Here is a 21,021-nt window from a genome sequence, read left to right on the forward strand (position 1 = left end):
AGCGGCTGTCAACACGCCCAACTTTCGCCTACGGTATCCAGATAACCTGGAGCGGCCTCATGACAAAACGATTTTTCGCGGGACTTCTTGCGTCGCTACTTCTGCTTACGTCCGCCTTGCGCGCACATGATCCCTTCGCAGGCATTAAGGCGGCCGGACTGTTCCGCGGCTACAGGACCGTCCTGCAAATCGACCCGGTTCTCTTTGTGCCCTCCTTATGGATCCCGCCGTACTTATTACCTGTCGCCCTGGTCAATCGTCGCGCCTCCGTGTATGGACTCAACACCGGCATCGCCACCCCGATGGCAAACAAGATATATGGCCTGTCCTGCCCCCTTCTCTTCTGCAAGGCCAGGGACATGAAGGGCATTTCCCTCAGCGGCAAAAACACCTTTGACCGCTGCCAAGGCCTTTCTGTCGCCGTCTGGCAGACTATCGACGAAATCAACAGCCCGGCCCTGACCGTGGCCCTCTGGCAAGAATGCCATCTCGAAAACAAGGGCGTGCAGCTCGGGCTGGTCAACACCGTCATCGCCACCCCCTATCACCGAGAAGCCCCATTCGCTGATCTCATTCCAGCCAGTATCTACGGCAAGATCGCCAAGGATACCCTGCACTATGTCCAATCATCGGTGGTTACCATACCCGGCAACACCGCCCAAATCGGCATTTTCAATTCGGCCAATGACGGGCTGCAAATCGGCATCTTGAACCGCAACCCCTACTCGTGGCTGCCCTACTCGCCATTGTTCAACTTCTCCCGGCCCAGAAAATCCATCAGTCAGCGTATGACGGTTTCCGGCCTGGACCTGGCCACCTGGACCACCTTTTCCTACACCATCAGCGGACTCGACTCGCCCTCTCAATCTGTATCAGATGTCACCTACGAGGCCATCCCGGACAGGCGCTTCGGTGATGTCGCCGGAACGGAACACTTCAGCAAACACCAGCTCGGACAGCCACAACCAATCCATCTCATTCAGTCTATTACCGAATACGATCAACATGGCGACATGACCCGCATTACCAGGGTGTCACACCACGAGCTCAAGCTCTTCAGCAACATCATCAAACGCACCAGTGAGGCCGATCGAGATATCGTCCTGGACTCCTACCACAAATTGATCGCATGGCACGACCTACCCGACAAACTCCGCGCGCTTCTCGATGACCGTAGCGCCTTCTTCTGGATGAGGGACTATCAGCAAAGCATGATGGCCAAGATCGCTGCCGAAGGCGGCAATGAGCCAGCCTATGTCACCCTCGCCTGGCAAACACTCTTCTCCGAATTCGTATACGATTGCCCGGACACCTTCCGCAACATCCACCTGCTCCTCAAAGAACAAGGCATCACCACCCCGGATATGCTCGCCCAGCACCCCGAACTCCTTGACAAGCTGTTTAATGACCCGGATGACATGAGTCTGGCCAATACAACCGATGCTATTCTCGATCTGTTTTTTGTCCGCTGCCGCTTCTCCCCAAACCAGCAGGACGCCTTTGGCCGCACGCCCCTCATGCGGTTAATGCAACACGCCGCCAGGAGAAAACACTCACCGCTGGACTGGCAACGGGTACTTGAACGCTTCAATAGCTACAGCGTAAACTGGTCCCTGGCTGACGCCGAGGGCAAACGCTACCTGGACTACGCCGTCGCCATGCAAGTGAAGGACATGGACGCCGTTCTGCCCCGCCTCCTCAACTACAACAACACGACCTTGTCTGCAGCCAACACCCCAGGCCATCGCCTGCTTGCCTACGCTCGCAATATTGACAACATCCAAAGCCTGGTCAATCAAGGACTGGACCTCAATGCCAAAGACGCGCAAGGCCGAACCCTCCTCCATATCAGGCCTGTTATGGTGAAAGAACTCGTCGGTCTCGGCATGGATATCAACGCCAAAGACAACGAGGGTAATACCCCCCTCGTTCATTTGCTCAAATACGTCAACGCCACGGGCACGATGCTCGACAATCAGGGAAAATCCATCTCACCCGCTGATGCCGGCAACTACATCAAGGTGTTCACTGACTTGCAGTCACACCCGTAACCACATGAGAGAATTTGCCCCGAAGCCAGCGCCTGCTTACAAGACGTACCGACCATACCCCAAAAAACGCCCGACACCAGCAGTTTCCCCCCCCCCAGCCACACACAAAGCGCGCGAGCCCCAAATTACCCCGCTAATCTCGGCCCTTGGCACTTTTTCCCGACTTTTCCTCTTTTTTCGCCATTCTCTGCTTGCACAACGCCCAACGGCGACTATTGTAATGACCCGTTCACAGGAAACATTACGTCACCTGCGAACACCCGGCTGGTAGGGTACCGAAGTGGTCAACCGGGGCAGACTGTAAATCTGCTAGCTATGCTTTCAGTGGTTCGAATCCACTCCCTACCACCACCTTCATAATCAAGGACTTACGGATAAAACCGCAAGTCCTTTTTTGTTGCCCGTGTTTCATGGTTTTTTGCCTTGTTTTATGCTGTTTTTAGTGAATTCTTGTACCATTCTTGTACCAACTTTTTTCCCCCGAAAACAGCGCTTTTCAGCAGAACGGTCCCGGCTTTCAGCGTCGCCAGCGCGGCGGGTCGGGTCAGCTCCGGCGCTTTTTCTTGTACCAAATCCGGGAATTCTTGTACCAAATCCGGGAATTCTTGTACCACGGCCCCAGTGTGACGCCAGCGGCTAGTCATGCCTTGCGCCCCTCGATGCCGGCGGCCGGTGCAGTGCGGTGGCGATCTTTCCCAGGTGCAGCGCTGGCGATGGCTCCGGCTATGATCCGGCCGGTGCGGCGGCGATGTCCACGGCGATGACCGGCGCCCCGATGCCCAGCCCCCGGCGATGATGACCGCGCAGCGCGTCATGGCGTGGCGCTGGTGCGGTTATTCCGCGCTGGTGGTGTCGATGCCCCCCCCCGGCGGCGCTTCGGCCCGATTTAGCGCGCTGTGTGCGGCGTCTCGATGATCTAGGGATTGCCCAGGACGGCGAACTGTCCACGCCGTCCGATGCCACGCGCAGCTTCTCGGCCATGACCACGCCAGCGCGTCAACTGCGGGCGAACTGTCCACGGCTGGCGCAGGACGGCGAGCAACGCCAGCAGCGGGGTAACACCGTGTCGCTCATGCCGGCCATGCTGGCGGCTCCACTGTTTTGAGGAAGCGCGTCCATGTCGACCTGGTGTCGGCGGTGTCTCCACAGATTTGTGGAGACGCGTTCATGCCGGCGCTTGCCCAGGTTTGGGCAGGCGCAGCTCGATGGTCTCCCAGGCGACCACCGCGCCAATGATGATCCAGATTTGGGCGGTCATGCCGTTGCCAGGTGCGCGGTCATGCCGGCCACGTTGTCACGTCATGCCCTCAGCCGGCCGATGGTCCGCGCTGGTGCCGGATCAGAAGGACCGCTAGTTAGCCTTGGGCGCGGGTAACGGTCGCCACTAGTCGGCCCTTGGCATCCCAGTAGCCGCATTGGCCAGCCAGTGCCTTGTTCGCGGCGTCTGTCATGCCGGTGATCCCTCCACTGAGAACGTCTCCCAGTACGCCCCTGTTGTATGCCTGGATGAAATAATCACAGATTTTCACATCGCTAATTACCCCTAATGTTTTTTACTCGCCTTGTTCAAAGCCTGTGTCTGAGGCTTTGTAACGCCATCCGTATTAGGGTTTATAGAATGTATTCAGTGTCAGCCAAAAATATAAGACGAGTGGCAATAACCGTATGAAAGGCCTTGTTTTTGCCTGAAAAACAGCGATTTCTTGAAGCGTTTGCGCTTGACGGCCTGTTTTTAGCTTATATGTTATTGGTGTTAATTATTCTAATTAACCCTAATTCAGGATGGGCTATGAACGACGTCGACACTTTTTCCAAGCTTACGCCCGAAGCCTTTTTCAAGACACCCGTCCTGCCTCTGCAACGCAAGTACGAGGCTCTCCGCGCCTATTATTTGGATAACCTGCCGGCCGATGCCATTGCCCGGCGCTTCGGCTATACAGTCATGAGCGTCTACTCGCTGATCAGGGATTTCAAAAAAGACTGTATGGGCGGCAATCCTGAAAAGTTCTTCTTCGCGGCGGCCGGACGTGGTCGTCCGGCCAGGCAGGATTCACGTGAGTGCGACCAGCAGATCGTCGCACTGCGCAAGCAGTACCTTTCCGTCCCGGAAATCAAAGTGAAGCTGGACGCCCTCGGAACTCATCTTTCCCAGTCGTATATCTGGCAAGTTCTTCACCAAAACGGGTTTAATCGTCTACCGCGGCGTAGGTCCATGAGGGAAGCGGGGCAGGAGGCCGAAAACGTTCTGGAAGCTCCCGTTTCGGCCTTGCTTGATGACGTTCCCGCCAACTTTTCCACGTCCTGCGGCGGCATCCTCGTTTTCCTGATGTTGATGTCCAAGTACGGCATCGACAAGGTGTTGGAAACGGCTGACTTTCCTGGAACCAGGGTCATTCCGAGCGTCAACTCCCTGCTGGCATTCATCGCGTTGAAACTGTCGGGCTGCAAGCGCTACAGCCATGATGACCAATGGTGCATGGACGCCGGTCTGGGCCTCTTCGCCGGATTGAACGTGTTGCCCAAGACCGGGTGGCTTTCCAGCTACTCCTTTCGCGTGTCGCATGACATGAACATGGCGTTGCTGGCCTCCATGAACAAACTTTGGCGGGAACATGGCCTTGCGGATGGGCCGCAAAGCTTGGATTTCACCGCCATCCCCTGCTGGGGAGACGGCAGTCATCTGGAAAACAATTGGTCCGGGAAACGCCACGAAGCCATCAAGAGCATACAGGCCGCGCTGGCGCATTCCCCCGACACCGGGATCATCTTCTACGCAGACAGCACGGTAAGGCATTCGGGCGAATCACAGGTCGTCCTGGAGTTCCTTGACTTTCGACGCAAGGCCGGGGGTCCGGATCCGACCTATTTGGTTTTCGACAGCCGTTTCACCACCTACCAGAATCTGGACCGGCTGAACAAGGAGGGCATCCAGTTCCTGACCATCCGCAGGCGTGGCAAGAACATGCTGGAGGAGATTGCCGCCCTTGCCCAATCGCAGTGGCAGTCCATGCGGGTGGAAAGCGCCGATGGCTTCAGAAATCTGAAAGTGCATGACGCCAAGGTCACCTTGAAAGACTACGAAGGCGAAATCAGGCAGATCGCCATCACCGGCCACGGCAAAATCAAACCCGCGTTGATTATCACCAATGACGTCGTGTCTCCAGCCGCTCAGCTTATCCGCACCTACACTCGGCGCTGGCTGATAGAGAAGGAAATCGCGGAGCAAATCTACTTTTTCCACCTCAACAAACCCTCATCCTCCATCGTCGTCAAGGTCGATTTCGATCTGACCATGTCAATCATGGCGCACAACCTCTATCGGCTCCTGGCTATGGAGATGCCGGGCTACGAACATTGCGAGGCCGAAACGCTCTTCAACAAGTTCGTGGACAACGGCGCCGACGTCGAATTCGCTGACGCGAAAGTCACCGTCCGCCTCAAGAAGAAACGTGACCTGCCTCTTCTGCTAAAAGTTTCAAAGAGCCTGGAAGGGAAGCCAATTGCGTGGCTCGGTGGTCGCAAGCTGGAATTCCTCGGGGCGTCGAACTCCTAGACAATTAGGGGTATTTTCGGAATATGAAAATCTGTGATAATCGGCAATTATATAGCCCCGAAGGACGACCTCTTTGTCCACGGCAGGCCCGGTGTGGAATAACATCTTCCCGATCACACACCGCAGGCTTTCAAATAGCGCTTCTGGATGCTCTGCGGCCTCTTTGGCCAGTGCGGCCTCGTTGGCAAAGTGCCAGTCGTCGGCAATCTGAATCATGGCTTCGGTCTTGCGGTTGGCGCGGTGTTGGCGTTGCTTTTCCATGGTGACGGTCCCTTCTCCCAGGAACACAAAAGCCGTCCCCCGGTCGGCCCCGAAAAGCCTTGCAAGTCGCCACCACGCGTTACTTGCTTCACGGAAAACGGCAAAGGTCCCTGGAACAACAAAGGCGGTGTAACGTTGTGACGCCGTGGCTTGGTATGCCTCGTTACTGGCGGCTGTCGTTTCGGCGGCAGCGTTGGAACTGTAGCCCAGGCCGGCGATGTTTGCAAGCGCGGCGCCGTATGTTTGACACTACGGCAAAACGTGGCATATTTTCGATGTTTTCAGTAGTCGCCAATAGTGAATAAACGGTGTTGCATTTAGTGAAAGTCGGCGCTTCCATGGTCAAAAACATGACAATCTGCAAACGGCCATTTTCGCAAATCATTGCGAATAAGCTAGTTATAGAGGTAGTGTCGCATAACATGTATTATGTATAATCGCTTCCCTAATCGGCTCGTAAGTGATTGATTATCAGCGTGTTACAAGGAAGAAAAAGAGGTGTTTCCATGGCAAAGACAGCGGAAAGTGAACTATTGAAGGCGGTGCTGAAAAGTCTTGGCCTCTCAGCCCGCGCGGCAGGCGAGAAGCTCGGTATTCCGGCAAGCCGAATTGAGAATTGGACCTGCGGACGGTCGGCGGCTCCGGCGTCATGCTGGGCGGGGTTGTGGCAGCTCCGGCTTGCCGATGATGCAGAGGTCGCGGATGCGGCCGAACGGGTGCGGGCTCGCGCTGAGGACCTTGCCGAACTGGCAGCGCGCGGTATGGCGCGGTCCGGCCATAAGCCGACACGAACGAGGACCACGGCGGGCGGGCGGTGCCTTGCCTGCGGGCGGGCGTTGTGACGACGGCGCTGGCCATGCAGGCGCGTGGCGCGTTGTTCTGCCGGCATTCGATGCTCCGGGCGGGTGTCGGGTCGGGTCGGCGGGATGCGGCGCTTGTAGCGCGTTCTGTGCAGCCATCGGCGGCTGAGGTTAGGCGCGGCTAAGTTTGTTTGGCGCTTTCGGAATAGTGAAAGTAAGTGTGTCTTTTGGCGTCTTTCCGAAGAGGTCACGGCCGATGGTCGAAAGGTCGGGGTAGGACCCGCGCGCTTCCCGGCGGCCACGGCCCCCACGTCATGCCCTATTCCGCGCGATCTGGCGCAATCTGGCGGCCTCTGGCGCTTGCCAGGTGCCAGCGTAGCCCTCGACGCCCTCGACGCCGCAGAACGCGAGCAGTGGCGCGCAGCGCGTGGGCTCAGAATTGAGCTTACGTCTATTTCTCATAACTGAGAATTGGCGCTCATGGCGATGATGACCACGGCGATGATGACCACGGCGCCATCGTTGCGAGGATGACCACCACGCCGATGACCTGCCGGATCACGCCGTCGTCAGCGGCCAGGACCAGCACGTCTAGGCGGTCCCAGGTGGCTCCGGCGAAGGCGTCCACGGGTCCTTCCGGGGTCATTTCCCAGCATCACGGTTTTGCGGAAAGACCCCCGGCCCGACACACTGTTTCTTTGTTTCCTTGGCGTCAACGATGACCTGGACGGCATGCCCTCGACGCCTCGATGACCTGGGGCGTCCACTAGCAGCAGAAGGGCGCGTCGTCGATCACCGCGCTGTCCACGTCCACCGCGATGATGACCGCGCCGTCTGCGCTCCTGCCGGTGCCGACCTGGGCGATGATCCGATGGTGGCTGGCGGTGGTATCTGGCGAAGGTCACGCCGTCCACGATGCCGGCCCATCCCCTTTTTCCTGGGCGGCCCTCGCCACGAAAAAAGCCCGCCTCAGTTGCCGATGGTGGCAGCAGGGCGGGCGGGGTTCTTTCTTTTTCGGTTGTCTTTTTTGGTGCTTCAGGCAATTCCGTGGGTTGCAAATTTGAGTGCAAGTGCTAGTTGGCGGCCTCTGGCAGCAGGTTAAGTTTCCCGCAATGAAACAGAATTGCATTGCGTAAAGATTCTTTGTTTTTGAAACCACATGCACTTCTCTTGACAGCCTCAATTTTGCTGTTCAGCCCCTCGGTCAGGGCATTGCTGACCCCATGTTCGATTGCAGCCACTATGCCATAGAAGTGGTTTTTCAGCGTATGGGCGGCTTTTGCCATGTCCGGAATTTGTGAATGCGTCGCCCACCAGTACCAGTGTTTGAAATACTTCGGCGTCTCTTCTTTGTCGGGGCAAGTTGTCCACATGTCGCGAAGGTTTTCCTTGATTGCCCATGCCCGCGCCGTTTTCTTGGCAATCTGTCTAACTTTTTCGAACCTGGCCTTGTTTTTGTCAGGAAGATTCTCCCTGCCATACAGAAAATCATGGCGCGCTCCGAACATGCTTTTCTTGTCCTCATCGCTCATCGTGGCCTGTTCTTGCTTTCGTGTGCTGTCCACTGCCTTTTGGACGACCTGCATCACATGGAAATGATCAAAACACAGTTCGGCATTGGGCATGAAGTTTGACGCAATACGCTCATACCCCGCACTCATGTCCATGGCCGCGATCTGGACGTTTTTCAAACTTTCCTTGCGTTTTTCAAACCAGGGGCTGATGTCATCAATGCGCCGCTTGTCCACCACGTCAAACACGCTCCCATTGCCAATGTCAGTGATAATGGTGAAATAGCGATGTCTGGAAAACACCTGCTTCTCGTCAAGTCCCATGATGACCGGCGTCGTATCGCCACGTCGCTCAAGCCCTCGCTTGACGGCCCGATCGCGGATACTTTCCAACATGTCCCAAGACACCCTCGTTAGTTCGGACGCATCGGTCAAATTGGAGGCCTGGATGGTCTTGATGCACTTGCTTTCCATCTTGTATGTAATTGAGATCTGTGAATCAGCCAGAGGAAAGTCGCTGTTGACGATCCCATGCTTGGGGCATTGAACTCGGGGAATACGGGCATGAAGGTAGGTCTTGCACTCGCAGGTGTCCAGATGTTGCCAGGTTCTTTCCGGAGCATGGTCGTAAGTAGGTGATGGGGTGTGACAGGCATGACACGAAAAGCGATAATGCTCCTGATGGATCAGCCAGACGTCAACACGGGTACTGTCGTCGGAAATTTCGACCTTGGAGACAGTCCAGGGCGATGGCGGATTAATCACGCGTTGATAAAACGACTCCAAGTTCATGGCGGACTCCCATGGCTCAATGTGAATGACGAGGTCAGGTGATTGACTGGGCATTGCGTGGCCATGAGGTAATGAAACACAAAAATGATCGGGTGCAACAAAAGTGAAGGCATTCTTGCAATAACAAGAAACACCGAAGCGGAAGATTGCTCCGACTGCCTTCCATACAAATTGACATGGAAAGCTGGGCGGGCATCATAATTTGAACATTAATTGATCGTTGAATATCAACAAGTTACACTATTTTATGCGTACGATTAGCTGGCTTTTTTCCCCCCATGTGACAAGGCGTTGTCTTGGTTCTGAGCACAAAACGTCGAAAAATCTACCCACTAAGTTTCCTGAAGAGCCTCTTTTTTTTTGTCCCCAGCCATTTAATCTTTTTCTTTCGACTCCCCCTATAATAAGGGGGGGAGTGTCGAAAAAGAATAAATGTGATTCCGGTTTTCTTTTTCGTTCTTTTTCGGCTTTCTTTTTCGGTCGTCGAAAAAGTTATAGCGGGTCGGTTGTCGTCGGTTCCGGCCCCCTTGCCAGCACTGTGCTGATGCCCCTTCCCCCTTCGCCCTTTTCCGGGTCCGGCGGTCTCTGGATAATCAGCCCCAGGTCAATCCCTTTCTGAATGATGGCAAGTTGCGTTTTTGTTGTCCCCGGAAAGCCCTTGCCGGTCATTCTCGATTGTAGAAGCGTTTGCGTCAATGCTTCCCCTGGAAGAAGAAGCTCGGCAACGGCCCGCGCACGGTCGGCCATGATGCCTTCGTTCTCTTCACGCTTGCGCTTGTCTTGCGCGGCTTTGTCCAGGCGTTCCGGCAGCGGGTCGCGGTTCTCTTCCCAGTATATGCCGTCGTCGCCCCACTTGACGCGCTTTTCATTCCAGCCCAGGCGTTGCCCACGCTTGCCCGCGCGGAGAATGAAACAGCCCCTCCCGGCGGCCGGGTCGGCCTCTAGGATAAAAGATGCGCGCGCCATGTTAATAATTTCAATGGACCCGGAGTATTTGTAGGCCGTCGCGCTTTCCAGGTTGCCGGGTCTCTCGTTCTTCGGCTTGTTTACATGGTGAACGAGTATAACCCCCACCTTGTGCTTTCTGATTACGGGGTTTACGCACTCGCGAAGAAACTGTGACATATCGGCGGCTTTAATTACGTCCCCCCCCGCAAAAGCAAAGAGCGGGTCGATAAAAACAAGGTCCGGCCTCACTTCGCAGGCGGAAAGTTGGTCATTTAGCCAGGCGGAAAACAAGCCCCCTGCATTATAGCAGTCGGAAACAATGGTTACTCTGCTCAGCGCGGCGGCAATATCTGATTCTGCTAGGTGGCTCTTTTGGTCCATTAGCGTCGTTATGCCGCTCAGCTCTTCGGCTATATCGCGCTCGTCGTTTTCTGCCTGGATAATCAGCGTCCGCAGCGGCCTTTTAGGTACAAAGCCCAGCGTCGGCAGCCCCAGCGCGAAGTAATGCGCCAGCTGGTTTATTAGGCTAGATTTGCCCACGCCGGTTTCGGCGGCAAATAGACAAACGCCCCCCCTGCACAAAAACCGGTGCCGTATAAGCTCGTTCGGGTCGTCGGGTCCTTCGGCTTGCACTTTTTTGAGTATGTCGCCGGTACTATTGCCGATTATTTTTAGCGGCTCCGGCTCCCATGCTTCTATGCGCTTGCGGATTTCGGCGTCGTCGATGGTCGGCTCCCGGCGCCGCAGCTCTTCCAGCCAGTCGGAAAAGTCGCCTTTGTCCGGCACTCCGGGCGGGGTAACGACGCGGACCCGCGCCCCGGCTTCTCTCATGGCGGCGGCGGCTTCGATGGCGAAGTTGTGCCCGTCCTTGTCGTTGTCCTGGACGATGACGACGCGGCGGCCAGCGGTGAAGGGTTCCCACTGTTTCGCGTCCTTCACGGCTCCCCCGGCGGCTTTGTGGCAGGTTACAAAAAGCCCCAGTGCGGCGGCGTTATCGGCGTCCTTCTCGCCCTCGACGCAATACAGAACGGCGTCGGGGTCCATGCCGGCAAGCGCGCTTTCATTATACAGCGGGTCCGGCCGGCGGCCCTTGCCATAACCCAAATCAAAAGCGAAGTCGCCGGCTCTGAGGTTTTTTTCCCCCTCGGCCCAGCAGCTCCGGTTATGCAGGCCTTCCCATGTCAGCGGCGCGGTATCGGCGTCGGGACACGCGGCATAAAACTTCAGAAACGTCTTGCGCTTTAGCTCGGCCCCTTCGCCGGCTTGCGCCAGCTCGGCTTCACTGTAAACAATCGGGATTCGGACTTGCGTCTTTACTAGCTCGCCGGCGGCGTTGCGGTAGAGGTAAACCGTTATGGCTTGGGTTTGCCAGCGCCCTTTGACCTTGGCGGGCGGTGGCGTCGCTACGGGTTCCGGCGTGGGTTCTGGCGCGGGCGCAGTCGTCGCTTCCGGCGTGGCGGTACGGCGCGGACCTATTTCCGCGTCCCAGTCCAGCCCATGCCCGGGGTCTTGTGGCGCGGTGTCGATGCGGCCCCCTTGCTCTTTGCACAAGTGGACAAGGGTTCCGATGCCTACTTTGCCCCCGTGGAAGCTTTGCCACTTGGACGCCATAACCTTCCCGTCGTAACGCTCTGTATCCTTGCGGCTCCAGGCGTCCCAGTCGTCCAAGGTGGCGCCAGCACTTTTCAGCGCCATGCCGACTTTTAGCCAGGTTTCATAATCCAGCGCGGCGGGGTCAATCTGGCGCAGCGCTTCCCGGGCGGTGTCGATGTCGTTTTTTTTGTTGTTCATTTCCGCGCCCCCCCTCCCCGTTTTCCGGCAGGGCGTCGGCCGGCCTTCCAGGCCCTTGCAGAAGTGTTTAGCGGCGTGTATCTTATGTCGGCAGCGTCAAAGCTCGCCATGCCTTGCCCGTCGGCTTGCCCCCGGCGGGTTTTTTTGTGGCGCGGATAGTCCGCCGATGCCCCGATGCGGATAATAGTTGTTTCCATGGCTCAGCCCTCCTTCCGGGTGACAAGCCGCGCGATGATCTGGAATAGCCGCGCCAATGATGCGATTGCTTCTGGCATAGCTCAGCCCTCGCTTTCCGTGGCGTTGCCGGCGAGCAAGGCGCGCAGGCTGTCGGGGTCGATGCGGACGCTCTTAGCTGATAGCACTATCCGGCGCAGCCTGCCGTCGTTCATCATGCGGGAAACACTTTGCAGGCTAATCCCCAGCGTTTCGGCCACTTGGCGGCGGGTCAGCGGGCGCGCGGCCAGCCCGGTCGGGTCGGCGGTGGGGTCGGCCTTGTAGGCTTTGATTGCTGCTACCAGGCTCCGGGGTGACAAGTCCGGCGCGAACGGCGCGAGCAGTCCCACGGCGGCGGTCAAAACGCTTGGGGTGATGTTGTCTCTGAGTTGCATTATTCGGCCCTCCCTTCGTTGCCCGTTGCGTTTCCCGACAGCAGCGCCTCGACGCTTGCGGCGTCGATGCGAACGGCCTTCGGGGTGACGCGGACCGATTTCACCTTGCCGTCATTGATAAGGCGGTGCAGGGTGACAAGGCTGATCCGCATGCGCGCGGCAGCTTCGGCACGGGTCATGTATTGCTTCCGTTGTCCGGGTTCGTACTGGCGCAGCGCCTCAACAAGGTTCTGTGCTGTCAGCTCCGGCGCCAGCGGTTGCAGTAGCCCCGTGGCGGCCTCGATAATGCGCGGTGACGTTCCTTTGACTTCCATGTGTGCAGCTCCTTTGCTCTTTCGACGTGAATACTAAGGGCGGGAAACTGCGCATATTTTCATGCTCGGTTACGGGGTGGTTACGGTACAAAAAAAGACCGGCAAAGGCTTTTTGCCCCTGCCGGCCACGGATATTTTTTTCATTTTTTTTTCGACGGTTACGGATTCGCGGAAAGTCGTAACAATTCGCTATGGTCTGCTATTCATTGTGCTACTCAATTCCTTTGAGGTTGATAAGAGAACTTGCGCCAGCGCCTCTTTGTCTTTATCGGTCGTAATTTTACCGATATTTGACGCCGCGCAATAGCTCAGTATTTCGTCAAATAGCTTGCCGTCGTTCAGATAATACTTGGCTTTATTCTTGCCTTCAATGCGCGGGTGCAGTCGCCCTTGCGCTTCCGCTTTGGCAAGGCGTCGGATCATGACCGTCTTCACCGATGCGGAGTTCGGTACCCGGTAGCTCCCAAGAGCTTCTTGCAGTGCATCGGCAATCATGCCGGCGGTCAAGTAGTGCAACAGTGTGAGCTTCTTTTCCGCGAAAATAGCGGCCACGTCGCGGCGTTGCTTCTTAACGACTGTGGCCATGCCTTCCAGCTTGGTATCATGCTCCCGATGTTCGGCCGTCGTTCTGGCGTCATGGTCGGCCAGCTTGGCGGCCACGTCGGCCAGCGGGTCGCGCGGAATGATGCCCAGCACGTCCGGCGGCGGGGTCTCTCCCCACTGTCCACTGGTTACGGTCTTGCCCAGGTCGGCCAGCAGCTCATAAAAGACCGATTTTTCGCTATTTGCGAGCGTCATGTTTTGCGGCGTCTCGCTGGCAATAAAAGCTTCGTTGGCCCGTATGGCGTTATATAGCTGCTCCTGGGCATTGGCTAGCTTCCAGTGGCGCCCCTTGGCAGCGGCGTCGTCAGCGTATAGCTCAGTCGTTCTCTTGCCGTCATGCCCGGCGGTTATTTCGTGGCTCCTACACCACGCAAAAAGTGGCGCGTACATACTGGCAGAATTGGTAAACTCATAGATGCGCTTGCGGCTCTTGTAGTCGGCCGGCAGTGGAAACAGTGGCAGCTTGCCGGCGCGATCTTCCGGCAGCCCCAGCACGTCCAGAAGGATCAGCAGGTCGGCCCGGGTATAGCCCAGGCCCGCGCGAAGCTCGCTCGCTCTTTTTGCTTCCACGGTCGCGGCCATGCCGTCAATCTTGGCGCCGTGCTCTTGTTGCCCGGCTAAAAGTCCGTCCATGCTGGCGAGTAACTGCCGTTCAAGTTGCTCCTTTGTCAGCACGTCGGCAAGCTCCATTAGCTGCATAAATCCACCCAATAAAATGCAGCTATTTGCTAGGACGAGCGTGTTAACGTCACCTTGGCCCAGATTATTCGCGATCTCGATGCAGCTATCACACTGTTGTTTGTAGAATGATACTGCTTTAGCCTTTGTTTCAGCGTCGGCCGTGTCTTTTTCTTGCCTGCATAGCTCGGCTTTGAGTTCGGCAACTTGCCCGGCCTTCGATATGAAAGAACAAAGCACTTTTTTCAATCTCTCCACGGTTAGCGGCTCGGCAATATATTCATATTTGACGGCCTCAATTATCCCGGCTCGGCTTGCCTGTAGATAGATAGCTTCCCGCTTGTCCCCGCCTTTGGCAAAACGCGCAAGTTTTTCCTGTGCGGCGAAGAAATTGGCAATCTGTTTTTCGTCATACCCCCTACTTTTAAGTAAAGCCGTAACCCGCTCCCGAAAAACCCGCGCGGTCGGCAAGGCTTGTATAGGTTCCGGGGTGCTTTGCGGTGTCTTTGTTTCCTTGTTCATGCCTTGCCCCCTTCTTTCGTTGTCGCCAGCAACGCGGCGGCTTGCTCTTCGGTCATGGTGTCGATGATGCGGCGAAGTTGCGCCCTTGCCCCGGTCGGCGCGTCGCTGGCGTTGTCCGGGTCGGCCGGCGTGGCGTCGATGACCATATCCCGCGCGGCCGGCGCGGCTGGCATGTCCAGGGCGGCAGCATACTTCACGGCGGCGGCGTCTGATATGCGCGTGTAATGCTCAGTCATGGCGGGGTTGCTGTGCCCGGCGTTGCGCTGGATAATGGCGGCAGGGACGCCGCTTTCGGCGTTGTGTGATATGTAGGAATATCGCAGCGAATGAAAGCCGTATTGGACGACAGCGCGCGGGCGGCCCGTCTCATAGACTTTTCGCTTGCCTTCGTAGTGGTAGGCGGCACCGGTGCCCTCGGCGCGGGTGGCGATGCCGCAGCGCTCAAATAGACTTGTTACCGCGCGGTGTGCGCTGGAATGTCGCCCCTCCAGCAGCTTGGCGGCCATGCCCGGCAAAACGTACTCGCCGGCCCTTGGCAGCGCGGCCAGCAGGTCGGCCAGGTAGGGCGGGATGCCGATCTTGACAATGGCCTTGGCCTTGTCCTTCACGGTGTTTTTAGTCTTGCTCGGGACGCGCTCAATGATGCCGCGCCCCAGGTCCACTTCGTCCCAGCGCAGGGTGCAGCAGTCACCGAAACGCAAGCCGGAGAAGTAGCCCAGGGCGATCAGCGCTTGCAGCTCGCCAGTGGACGTGTCCAGCAGGGCGGCGATTTGCTGGCGGCTCAGCGGGCGCTTGCTGTGCGTTTCGCCGTCTTGCGGCTCGATGTCCCGAAACGGGTTTGGCGCGGTGACTTTGCCGGCTTCGGTCAAGGTGTCATAAAAGCATTTCAGGAATTGCAGATACTTGTTCACCGTCCCACTGGCGCCAGCGCGGCCGATGTCGTCCGTAAATCGGGCGGCCATGTCCGGCGAGACTTCCGACAGCAGGCGCGCTTTTGGGTGGTTTTCATTCAGCCAGGCGGTGAAGCGGTCGTAATATCCCCGGTAATTGCTGGCGGTAGTGTGCAGCGGTATGGTGTCGCCGGCCTTGTAGCGGCGGCAGCTTGTCGGCCTTTTTGGGCAGCTCATGAATAGGCCCCAGCCGTCCGCGATGGTGGCGCGGTCGTTCAGCGTGTCGGCTTCTGCTTCGGCGGCGGCGGTCTCAGCGTCCCGCAAATCGTTTTGCAGTTGGCGCAGTCGCTCCACTTTATCGGTTTCCCGGATGCGCATTAAATGGCGGTCGGCGGCAGCTTCGGCGGCCTTCCGCGCTTCGATGGCAGCGGCGCGGCTCAATGGCTTGCCGTCGGGACCGGTGCCGTGTATCGGCTTGCCGTCCGGTGTCAGCAAACGGACACGCCGCGCGATCCCTTGCGCCATGTATCGCAGATAATAGGTTTCCCGGTTCCCGCGCTGTATCAGCGTCCCATTAGTTTTTCTTCCCATGGCTTCCCGTCCTTCTTTATGGCCTTGTTTCATGCTGGAATGTCATGCGACAAGTTACGCCATAAAAAGGGCGGTACAAGCCCAAAAGTCGAAAATTGTTGTACCTTTTTTGTACCAACTTACAAAAATTAAGTATAGCGGGGCAGACTGTAAATCTGCTAGCTATGCTTTCAGTGGTTCGAATCCACTCCCTACCACCACCTTAATAATCAAGGACTTACAGCTCCGGCCGTGAGTCCTTTTTTATTGCCCGTTTTCCCAGTTTTTACCCCGTTTCACGGCCTTTTATGCCGCCAAAGGGAACCAAAAGGGAACCAACTCTTCAGCCCTCTTTTTGGGCCCACCGGCAAGAGCTTCGTTTCGCTAGCCCCGCGTTGCGGTAACCTGGCGTTTTCCGTGGTCCCACGGGGCTTGCCGTGGCGTGGGGCTTGATGGCATTTATTCAGGCGTTTTATCGTTGGCCGCTGTTTTATCGGCGGCGGCTTTTTTTTCGTCCATGCCCTGTTTGACGCGGCGCATTTCCTCCTGGAGGATGCGTGCCTTGATGAGGTTGCCGTTGGCGTAGAGACGGCGGTGCAGTTCGCCGAGGGGCATGAGCGGATTGTCCACCAGACGGGACGCCTTGCGGAATTCCTCTTCGCCCTCGCTGAGCTGGCCATTTTCCCAGTATGCGCAGGCAAGGAGATAATGGACATTGCCGTTGGCGGGTTCGAGTCGCCGGAGTTCTTCGAGGCATTCAATGGCGTCGGCATAGAATGCCAGCAGCATCGCGGCCTCAGTCATATGCCAGAGGCGGCGTTGGTGTTCTTCCGCATTGGCGTTTTCGCCTTCCTGCTCGATTTCGGCCTTAAGCCGCTCGTAGTTTTGTTGGACTGCGGTAGCCTTGGTGGCCATGCTCACGCCCGTGCACTGGCTGGTGGCCAGGCTCAGGCACTGCTGGCAGCCCGTGAATGGCTGCAAGTACCACTGCAACTCGCGGAACACCGTGAAGTAGTACTGCCGGAGGGCATTTTCATCCTTGAAAGTGCCGACCTGCGGGCCGGGCAGCTGCGTCATGTGTCGGCAGTGGCAGACACGGCCATCGGGCAGCACGCCCATGTAGGGCAGGCATTGGCCGTAGGTCATGCCGACTTTCGCCAGTCGGCCGTAGTCCTCGTCCGAAAACACGCATGACGGCATGCCACAGTCAATCTTCAACACCGCGCCATCCTTGAGCAACGCCGTCGCTTTCGCCGCGCACCACGCCGCCAGAGGCCGCAGTCGCTCCAACGGCGTCCGGCAGTCCACGCGCATGACCAGCTTCTTGATGCCACACTCTGCCATGAGCGCCAACAGAAAATCGTAGTTGGCGGCGACGTCATCGGCCACGCCGATGAACTGCACCGACAGCTGCGCCGCCAGCAGCTCCTGCAGATTGGCGCGCATCTCAACCATGTCCGCCGGCGAGTAGAATTCCGGCCGATACACCCGCCACAGCACGTTGACCGACGACTTCACCAGCAGCGTCTTGGCGCCATCGGGCATCAGCCCGCTCGTTTCCAAAAATATGTTCATGCTGCGTTTGGCGCAGGCCGCCAGCAGCGCGTCCAGATCCGGGTAGATGGCCGGCTCGTTCCCCTTGAGCACCACCATGCCGCTCTTGCTGGAGGCGGCAAGGTCCAGCGCCTTGATCGCCACATTGACCGGCATGTCTTCGGGGCTCAACGCCATGCTGTCGGGAAAGGCCGCGCGTTGGCGATTGGTCAGATATAATTCCATGAGTTCGTCGTCTCTTCTTCCTGCAATGCTGACAGACCGCGCCACAATACTGTCACGCGCACAAAATAAACAGGCAGCACGCGCTGCTTTCAGTACAATAAAGCCCGAAACAATATCTGCATCAGCCGCATTTGTTTTTTCGGATAGCGGGCAATATCTTATGCGCCTATTTTCGCCCCCAAAGAGCGTCCGTATCGCCGGTCGCCGGGGCCATCTCCTAAGACATCTAGGCAACACCCGTTCGGTTGGTCGGATAGCACCGCCAGCCGCCGCTTGCTTTTTTCCAAAAATAAGGGCGCAGTCAACTATGGCAGACGAATTGCAGGCCTTGCTGGACCGGCTCTCTGAGCAGGAACTCAAAAAAGTCGACACTCAACGGCAGGATATCATCGCGCAGGCCAAAAAAGAAGCCGATGACATCATCAAAGAAGCCAAAAACAAGGCCAGCCAGATCGTCAGCGACGCTGAAAAGGAGTCGTCCCTCCTCGCCGTCAAAGGCGAAGAAGCGCTCCGCCAGGCGGCCCGCGATGTCCTCCTCGCCCTCCGTGGCGAACTTGAAAAACGCGTTCGCAAGGCCGCTCTGGACGTCTTGAAAACCACCCTGGGTGACAGCACGCAGTTTGCCACCATCATCAGCCAGGTCGTCAGCGCCTACCTGACCCAGTCCGGCGACAACGCCGACCTGCAGGTGCTCCTCCCCAAGGCCCAGCTCGACGAGCTCGAAACGGCCGTCAAAGCCGCACTGGGCGACGACTTGCGCCAGCACTGTGAGCTGGCGCCCTCAAGCAGCCTCAGCGGCGGCTTCAAGCTGGTATTCAAAGACAATGACGTGATGTACGACTTCAGCGACCAGGCGCTCGCCGAAGCCGTCGCGGCCTATGTCAGCCCGCGTCTTGCCGCCATCATCACCGACAAGGCCGCCAAAGACAACTAGTTCTCCGGCCGCCGGTCACTCCGGTCACCACGTCAGGAATGCCGCTCATGCCCGCCGACCTGTTTTATTTTATCAGTTCATTGCCAGCCCTGCGCTGGGGCGAAAAGCCCCCGCTGTGCTATGACGCCTTCCTCGCCGCCTGCCAGGAGCAGCTCGGCCCCGAACTGACCGCGCAGCTCAAGGCCATCAGCCTCATCCCCGGCGGCCAGCCCGCCAGTACGACTCTGGCAGCCTGGGAAGACTGGGAGACCTACCTGCGCAACGCCATCGCCGAATCCCGCGCCGCCAAACTGCGCAAAAACGCCGCGGCCTGGCTTCGCGCCGGCAACGGCCTCTACCCCGGCGACCGCAAGCGCCTTGAAGACGCCCTCAATCAGCCCACCCCGCGCGACCGCGAACACGCCATCGACCTCCTGCGCTGGCAGCAGCTCGAACACCTCGCCGCCATGCACCAATTCGACGTCGCCGCGCTTGAACTCTATACCCTGAAACTCCTCCTGAGCGAAAAACACGCCGGACGCAATCTTGACGCCGGCAAAAAGGCCTACCAGCAGCTGGTGGAACAGGGCCTCAACCAGGCTAAAGAACAACAGGGATCGACCTCAGCATAACCCAGACAGGCGGAACCCGCCGTACGTCAACCGATCAACGACGGGCAGCAGCGCCCCAATTTGGAAAAGAACATGAGTGATATGCTCCTAACCGGCAAAGTAACTGGCGTCAATGGCAACATGGTCAGCGTGGCCTTCGATGACCGCGTCACCCAAAACGAAGTCGCCTTCGTCCTCACCGATGGCAACGACCGCCTCAAGGGCGAGGTCATCCGCGTGCGTGGCCGCGAAGCCGATATCCAGGTCTTCGAAAGCACCACCGGCATCAAGGTCGGCAACAAGGTCGAATTTAGCGGCCAGCTGCTCTCCGTCGAACTCGGCCCCGGGCTGCTCACGCAGGTCTACGACGGCCTGCAAAATCCCCTCCCCGAATTGGCCAAAGAAGCCGGCTACTTCCTCAAGCGTGGCCTGTACATCTATCCGCTGGACCGCGAAAAGACCTGGGACTACAGCCCCGCAGCCAAAGTTGGCGACTGCCTCAAGGCCGGCGACACCATTGGCAGCGTCCCCGAGGGCATCTTCACCCACCGCGTCATGCTGCCCTTCGCCTGGGCCGGCGAATGGGAAATCACCTGGACCGCCGAGGCCGGCGCCTACAACATCGACACCGTTGTCGCCAAGGCCAAGAACGGCGACGAAGAGCGCAACATCACCATGGTCCAGACTTGGCCGGTGAAGATTCCCATTTCCTGCTACGACGAAAAACTCATGCCTCGCGAGCCCCTGGTCACCCAGGTGCGCATCATTGACACCTTCTTCCCCGTCGCCAAAGGCGGCACCTTCTGCACCCCCGGACCCTTTGGCGCCGGCAAGACCGTCCTCCAGCACGCACTCTCCCAGCGCTCGGAAGTGGACATCGTCATCGTCGCCGCCTGCGGTGAGCGCGCCGGCGAGGTGGTGGAAATCCTGCGCGAATTCCCGCACCTCGAAGACCCCCGCACCGGCCGGCACCTGATCGACCGCACCATCATCATCTGCAACACCAGCTCAATGCCCGTCGCCGCCCGTGAAGCGTCCATCTACACCAGCGTGACTCTGGCTGAATATTACCGGCAAATGGGCCTCAGCGTACTCCTCCTGGCGGACTCGACCTCGCGCTGGGCGCAGGCGCTGCGCGAAATGTCCGGCCGCCTGGAAGAAATCCCCGGCGAAGAAGCCTTCCCAGCCTACCTCGAATCCCTCGTGGCCAGCTTCTACGAACGCGCCGGCCTGGTCCGCCTCCGCGATGGCGGCCAGGGCTCCATCACCATCTGCGGCTCCGTCAGCCCCGCCGGCGGCAACTTCGAAGAACCCGTCACCCAGGCAACCCTGAAAGTCGTCGGCTCTTTCCTGGCCCTCTCCCGTGACCGCGCCAACGCTCGCCGCTACCCGGCCATCCACCCCCTCGATAGCTGGAGCAAATACCACAGCATCGTCCCCAAAGACAAGATCAACGAAGCCCGCGCCATGCTCCGCACCGGCAATGAAGTCAACCAGATGATGAAAGTCGTCGGCGAAGAAGGCACGCCCACCAGCGACTTCGTACAGTACCTCAAAAGCGAATTCATCGACGCCGTCTATCTCCAGCAAAATACCTTCGATAAAGTCGATAGCGGCTGCGGCGCCGAACGCCAACAGCATGTCTTCGATAAACTCTTGGACATCATCCGCCACAAATTCACCTTCCCCGACAAAGATGCCGCCCGCTCCTTCTTCCAGCGCCTCCGCCAGGATTTCATCGACTGGAATTACTGCCCCTGGGAAAGCGACACCTTCAAAGCCGGCGAAGAAAAAATCGACTCGCTGATCAAAAACGGCAAATGAGC

General features: G+C 57.9%; 16 protein-coding genes and 1 tRNA gene. 7 read left to right on the forward strand and 10 right to left on the reverse strand.

Annotated elements, in window-relative coordinates; translation table 11 throughout:
• The first annotated feature begins 59 nt into the window (after positions 1-59).
• Together J3R75_RS00390 and J3R75_RS00395 are read left to right on the forward strand one after the other, a co-directional pair.
• Complete coding sequence (locus J3R75_RS00390; protein WP_307259136.1) at positions 60-2,051, forward strand: ankyrin repeat domain-containing protein; 1,992 nt, start codon at positions 60-62, stop codon at positions 2,049-2,051.
• A 266-nt stretch (positions 2,052-2,317) separates the two neighbouring features.
• A tRNA-Tyr gene (locus J3R75_RS00395) sits at positions 2,318-2,402 on the forward strand.
• A 77-nt stretch (positions 2,403-2,479) separates the two neighbouring features.
• Here the strand turns inward: J3R75_RS00395 and J3R75_RS00400 are convergent.
• Positions 2,480-2,695, reverse strand: coding sequence for a hypothetical protein (locus tag J3R75_RS00400; RefSeq protein WP_307259137.1), 216 nt, complete (start codon positions 2,693-2,695; stop codon positions 2,480-2,482).
• 254 nt (positions 2,696-2,949) lie between these two features.
• Here J3R75_RS00400 and J3R75_RS00405 point away from each other — a divergent pair, with 254 nt between their 5' ends.
• The gene (locus J3R75_RS00405) at positions 2,950-3,156 is read left to right on the forward strand and encodes a hypothetical protein (protein WP_307259139.1); all 207 of its coding nucleotides are present in this window, start codon (positions 2,950-2,952) and stop codon (positions 3,154-3,156) included.
• A gap of 576 nt (positions 3,157-3,732) precedes the next feature.
• Entirely contained in the window at positions 3,733-5,604 is a 1,872-nt protein-coding gene (locus J3R75_RS00410) for a transposase (protein WP_307259140.1), read from the forward strand.
• On the opposite strand, the gene J3R75_RS00415 is transcribed toward J3R75_RS00410, so the two are convergent.
• From J3R75_RS00415 to J3R75_RS00455, 9 genes are all read right to left on the reverse strand, one after another.
• Positions 5,527-5,865 carry a hypothetical protein gene (locus J3R75_RS00415; protein WP_307259141.1) on the reverse strand — a complete coding sequence of 113 codons (339 nt, stop codon included), beginning with the start codon at positions 5,863-5,865 and terminating at the stop codon, positions 5,527-5,529. The genes J3R75_RS00410 and J3R75_RS00415 overlap by 78 nt on opposite strands.
• 1,278 nt (positions 5,866-7,143) lie before the next feature.
• Entirely contained in the window at positions 7,144-7,311 is a 168-nt protein-coding gene (locus J3R75_RS00420; RefSeq protein WP_307259142.1) for a hypothetical protein, read from the reverse strand.
• 427 nt (positions 7,312-7,738) lie between these two features.
• Positions 7,739-9,022, reverse strand: coding sequence for an ISL3 family transposase (locus tag J3R75_RS00425; protein WP_307259144.1), 1,284 nt, complete (start codon positions 9,020-9,022; stop codon positions 7,739-7,741).
• 438 nt (positions 9,023-9,460) lie between these two features.
• Positions 9,461-11,707, reverse strand: coding sequence for an AAA family ATPase (locus J3R75_RS00430; protein WP_307259145.1), 2,247 nt, complete (start codon positions 11,705-11,707; stop codon positions 9,461-9,463).
• A gap of 278 nt (positions 11,708-11,985) precedes the next feature.
• A complete protein-coding gene (locus tag J3R75_RS00435; protein ID WP_307259146.1) occupies positions 11,986-12,315 on the reverse strand; it encodes a helix-turn-helix transcriptional regulator in 330 nt (109 codons plus the stop codon).
• Positions 12,315-12,629, reverse strand: coding sequence for a helix-turn-helix transcriptional regulator (locus J3R75_RS00440; protein WP_307259147.1), 315 nt, complete (start codon positions 12,627-12,629; stop codon positions 12,315-12,317). Before J3R75_RS00440 ends, J3R75_RS00435 begins: the two co-directional genes overlap by 1 nt.
• A gap of 189 nt (positions 12,630-12,818) precedes the next feature.
• On the reverse strand, positions 12,819-14,432 hold the full coding sequence (locus J3R75_RS00445) for a hypothetical protein (protein ID WP_307259148.1): 1,614 nt from the start codon (positions 14,430-14,432) through the stop codon (positions 12,819-12,821).
• Positions 14,429-15,913 carry a tyrosine-type recombinase/integrase gene (locus J3R75_RS00450; protein ID WP_307259149.1) on the reverse strand — a complete coding sequence of 495 codons (1,485 nt, stop codon included), beginning with the start codon at positions 15,911-15,913 and terminating at the stop codon, positions 14,429-14,431. The genes J3R75_RS00445 and J3R75_RS00450 overlap by 4 nt, the downstream gene beginning before the upstream one ends.
• A 438-nt stretch (positions 15,914-16,351) precedes the next feature.
• Positions 16,352-17,671: a hypothetical protein gene (locus J3R75_RS00455; RefSeq protein ID WP_307259150.1), complete on the reverse strand. Its 1,320-nt coding sequence runs from the start codon at positions 17,669-17,671 to the stop codon at positions 16,352-16,354.
• 307 nt (positions 17,672-17,978) lie between these two features.
• Between J3R75_RS00455 and J3R75_RS00460 the strand changes: the two genes are divergently transcribed.
• The 3 genes from J3R75_RS00460 (at position 17,979) to J3R75_RS00470 (ending at position 21,019) form a co-directional block, all read left to right on the forward strand.
• Positions 17,979-18,605 carry a hypothetical protein gene (locus tag J3R75_RS00460; protein ID WP_307259151.1) on the forward strand — a complete coding sequence of 209 codons (627 nt, stop codon included), beginning with the start codon at positions 17,979-17,981 and terminating at the stop codon, positions 18,603-18,605.
• Between the two features lie 47 nt (positions 18,606-18,652).
• Positions 18,653-19,216, forward strand: coding sequence for a DUF2764 family protein (locus J3R75_RS00465; protein ID WP_307259152.1), 564 nt, complete (start codon positions 18,653-18,655; stop codon positions 19,214-19,216).
• A gap of 81 nt (positions 19,217-19,297) precedes the next feature.
• Complete coding sequence (locus J3R75_RS00470; RefSeq protein ID WP_370882381.1) at positions 19,298-21,019, forward strand: V-type ATP synthase subunit A; 1,722 nt, start codon at positions 19,298-19,300, stop codon at positions 21,017-21,019.
• Positions 21,020-21,021: the final 2 nt, after the last annotated feature.

This window comes from Oligosphaera ethanolica (assembly GCF_030814695.1).
GTDB lineage: Bacteria > Verrucomicrobiota > Lentisphaeria > Oligosphaerales > Oligosphaeraceae > Oligosphaera > Oligosphaera ethanolica.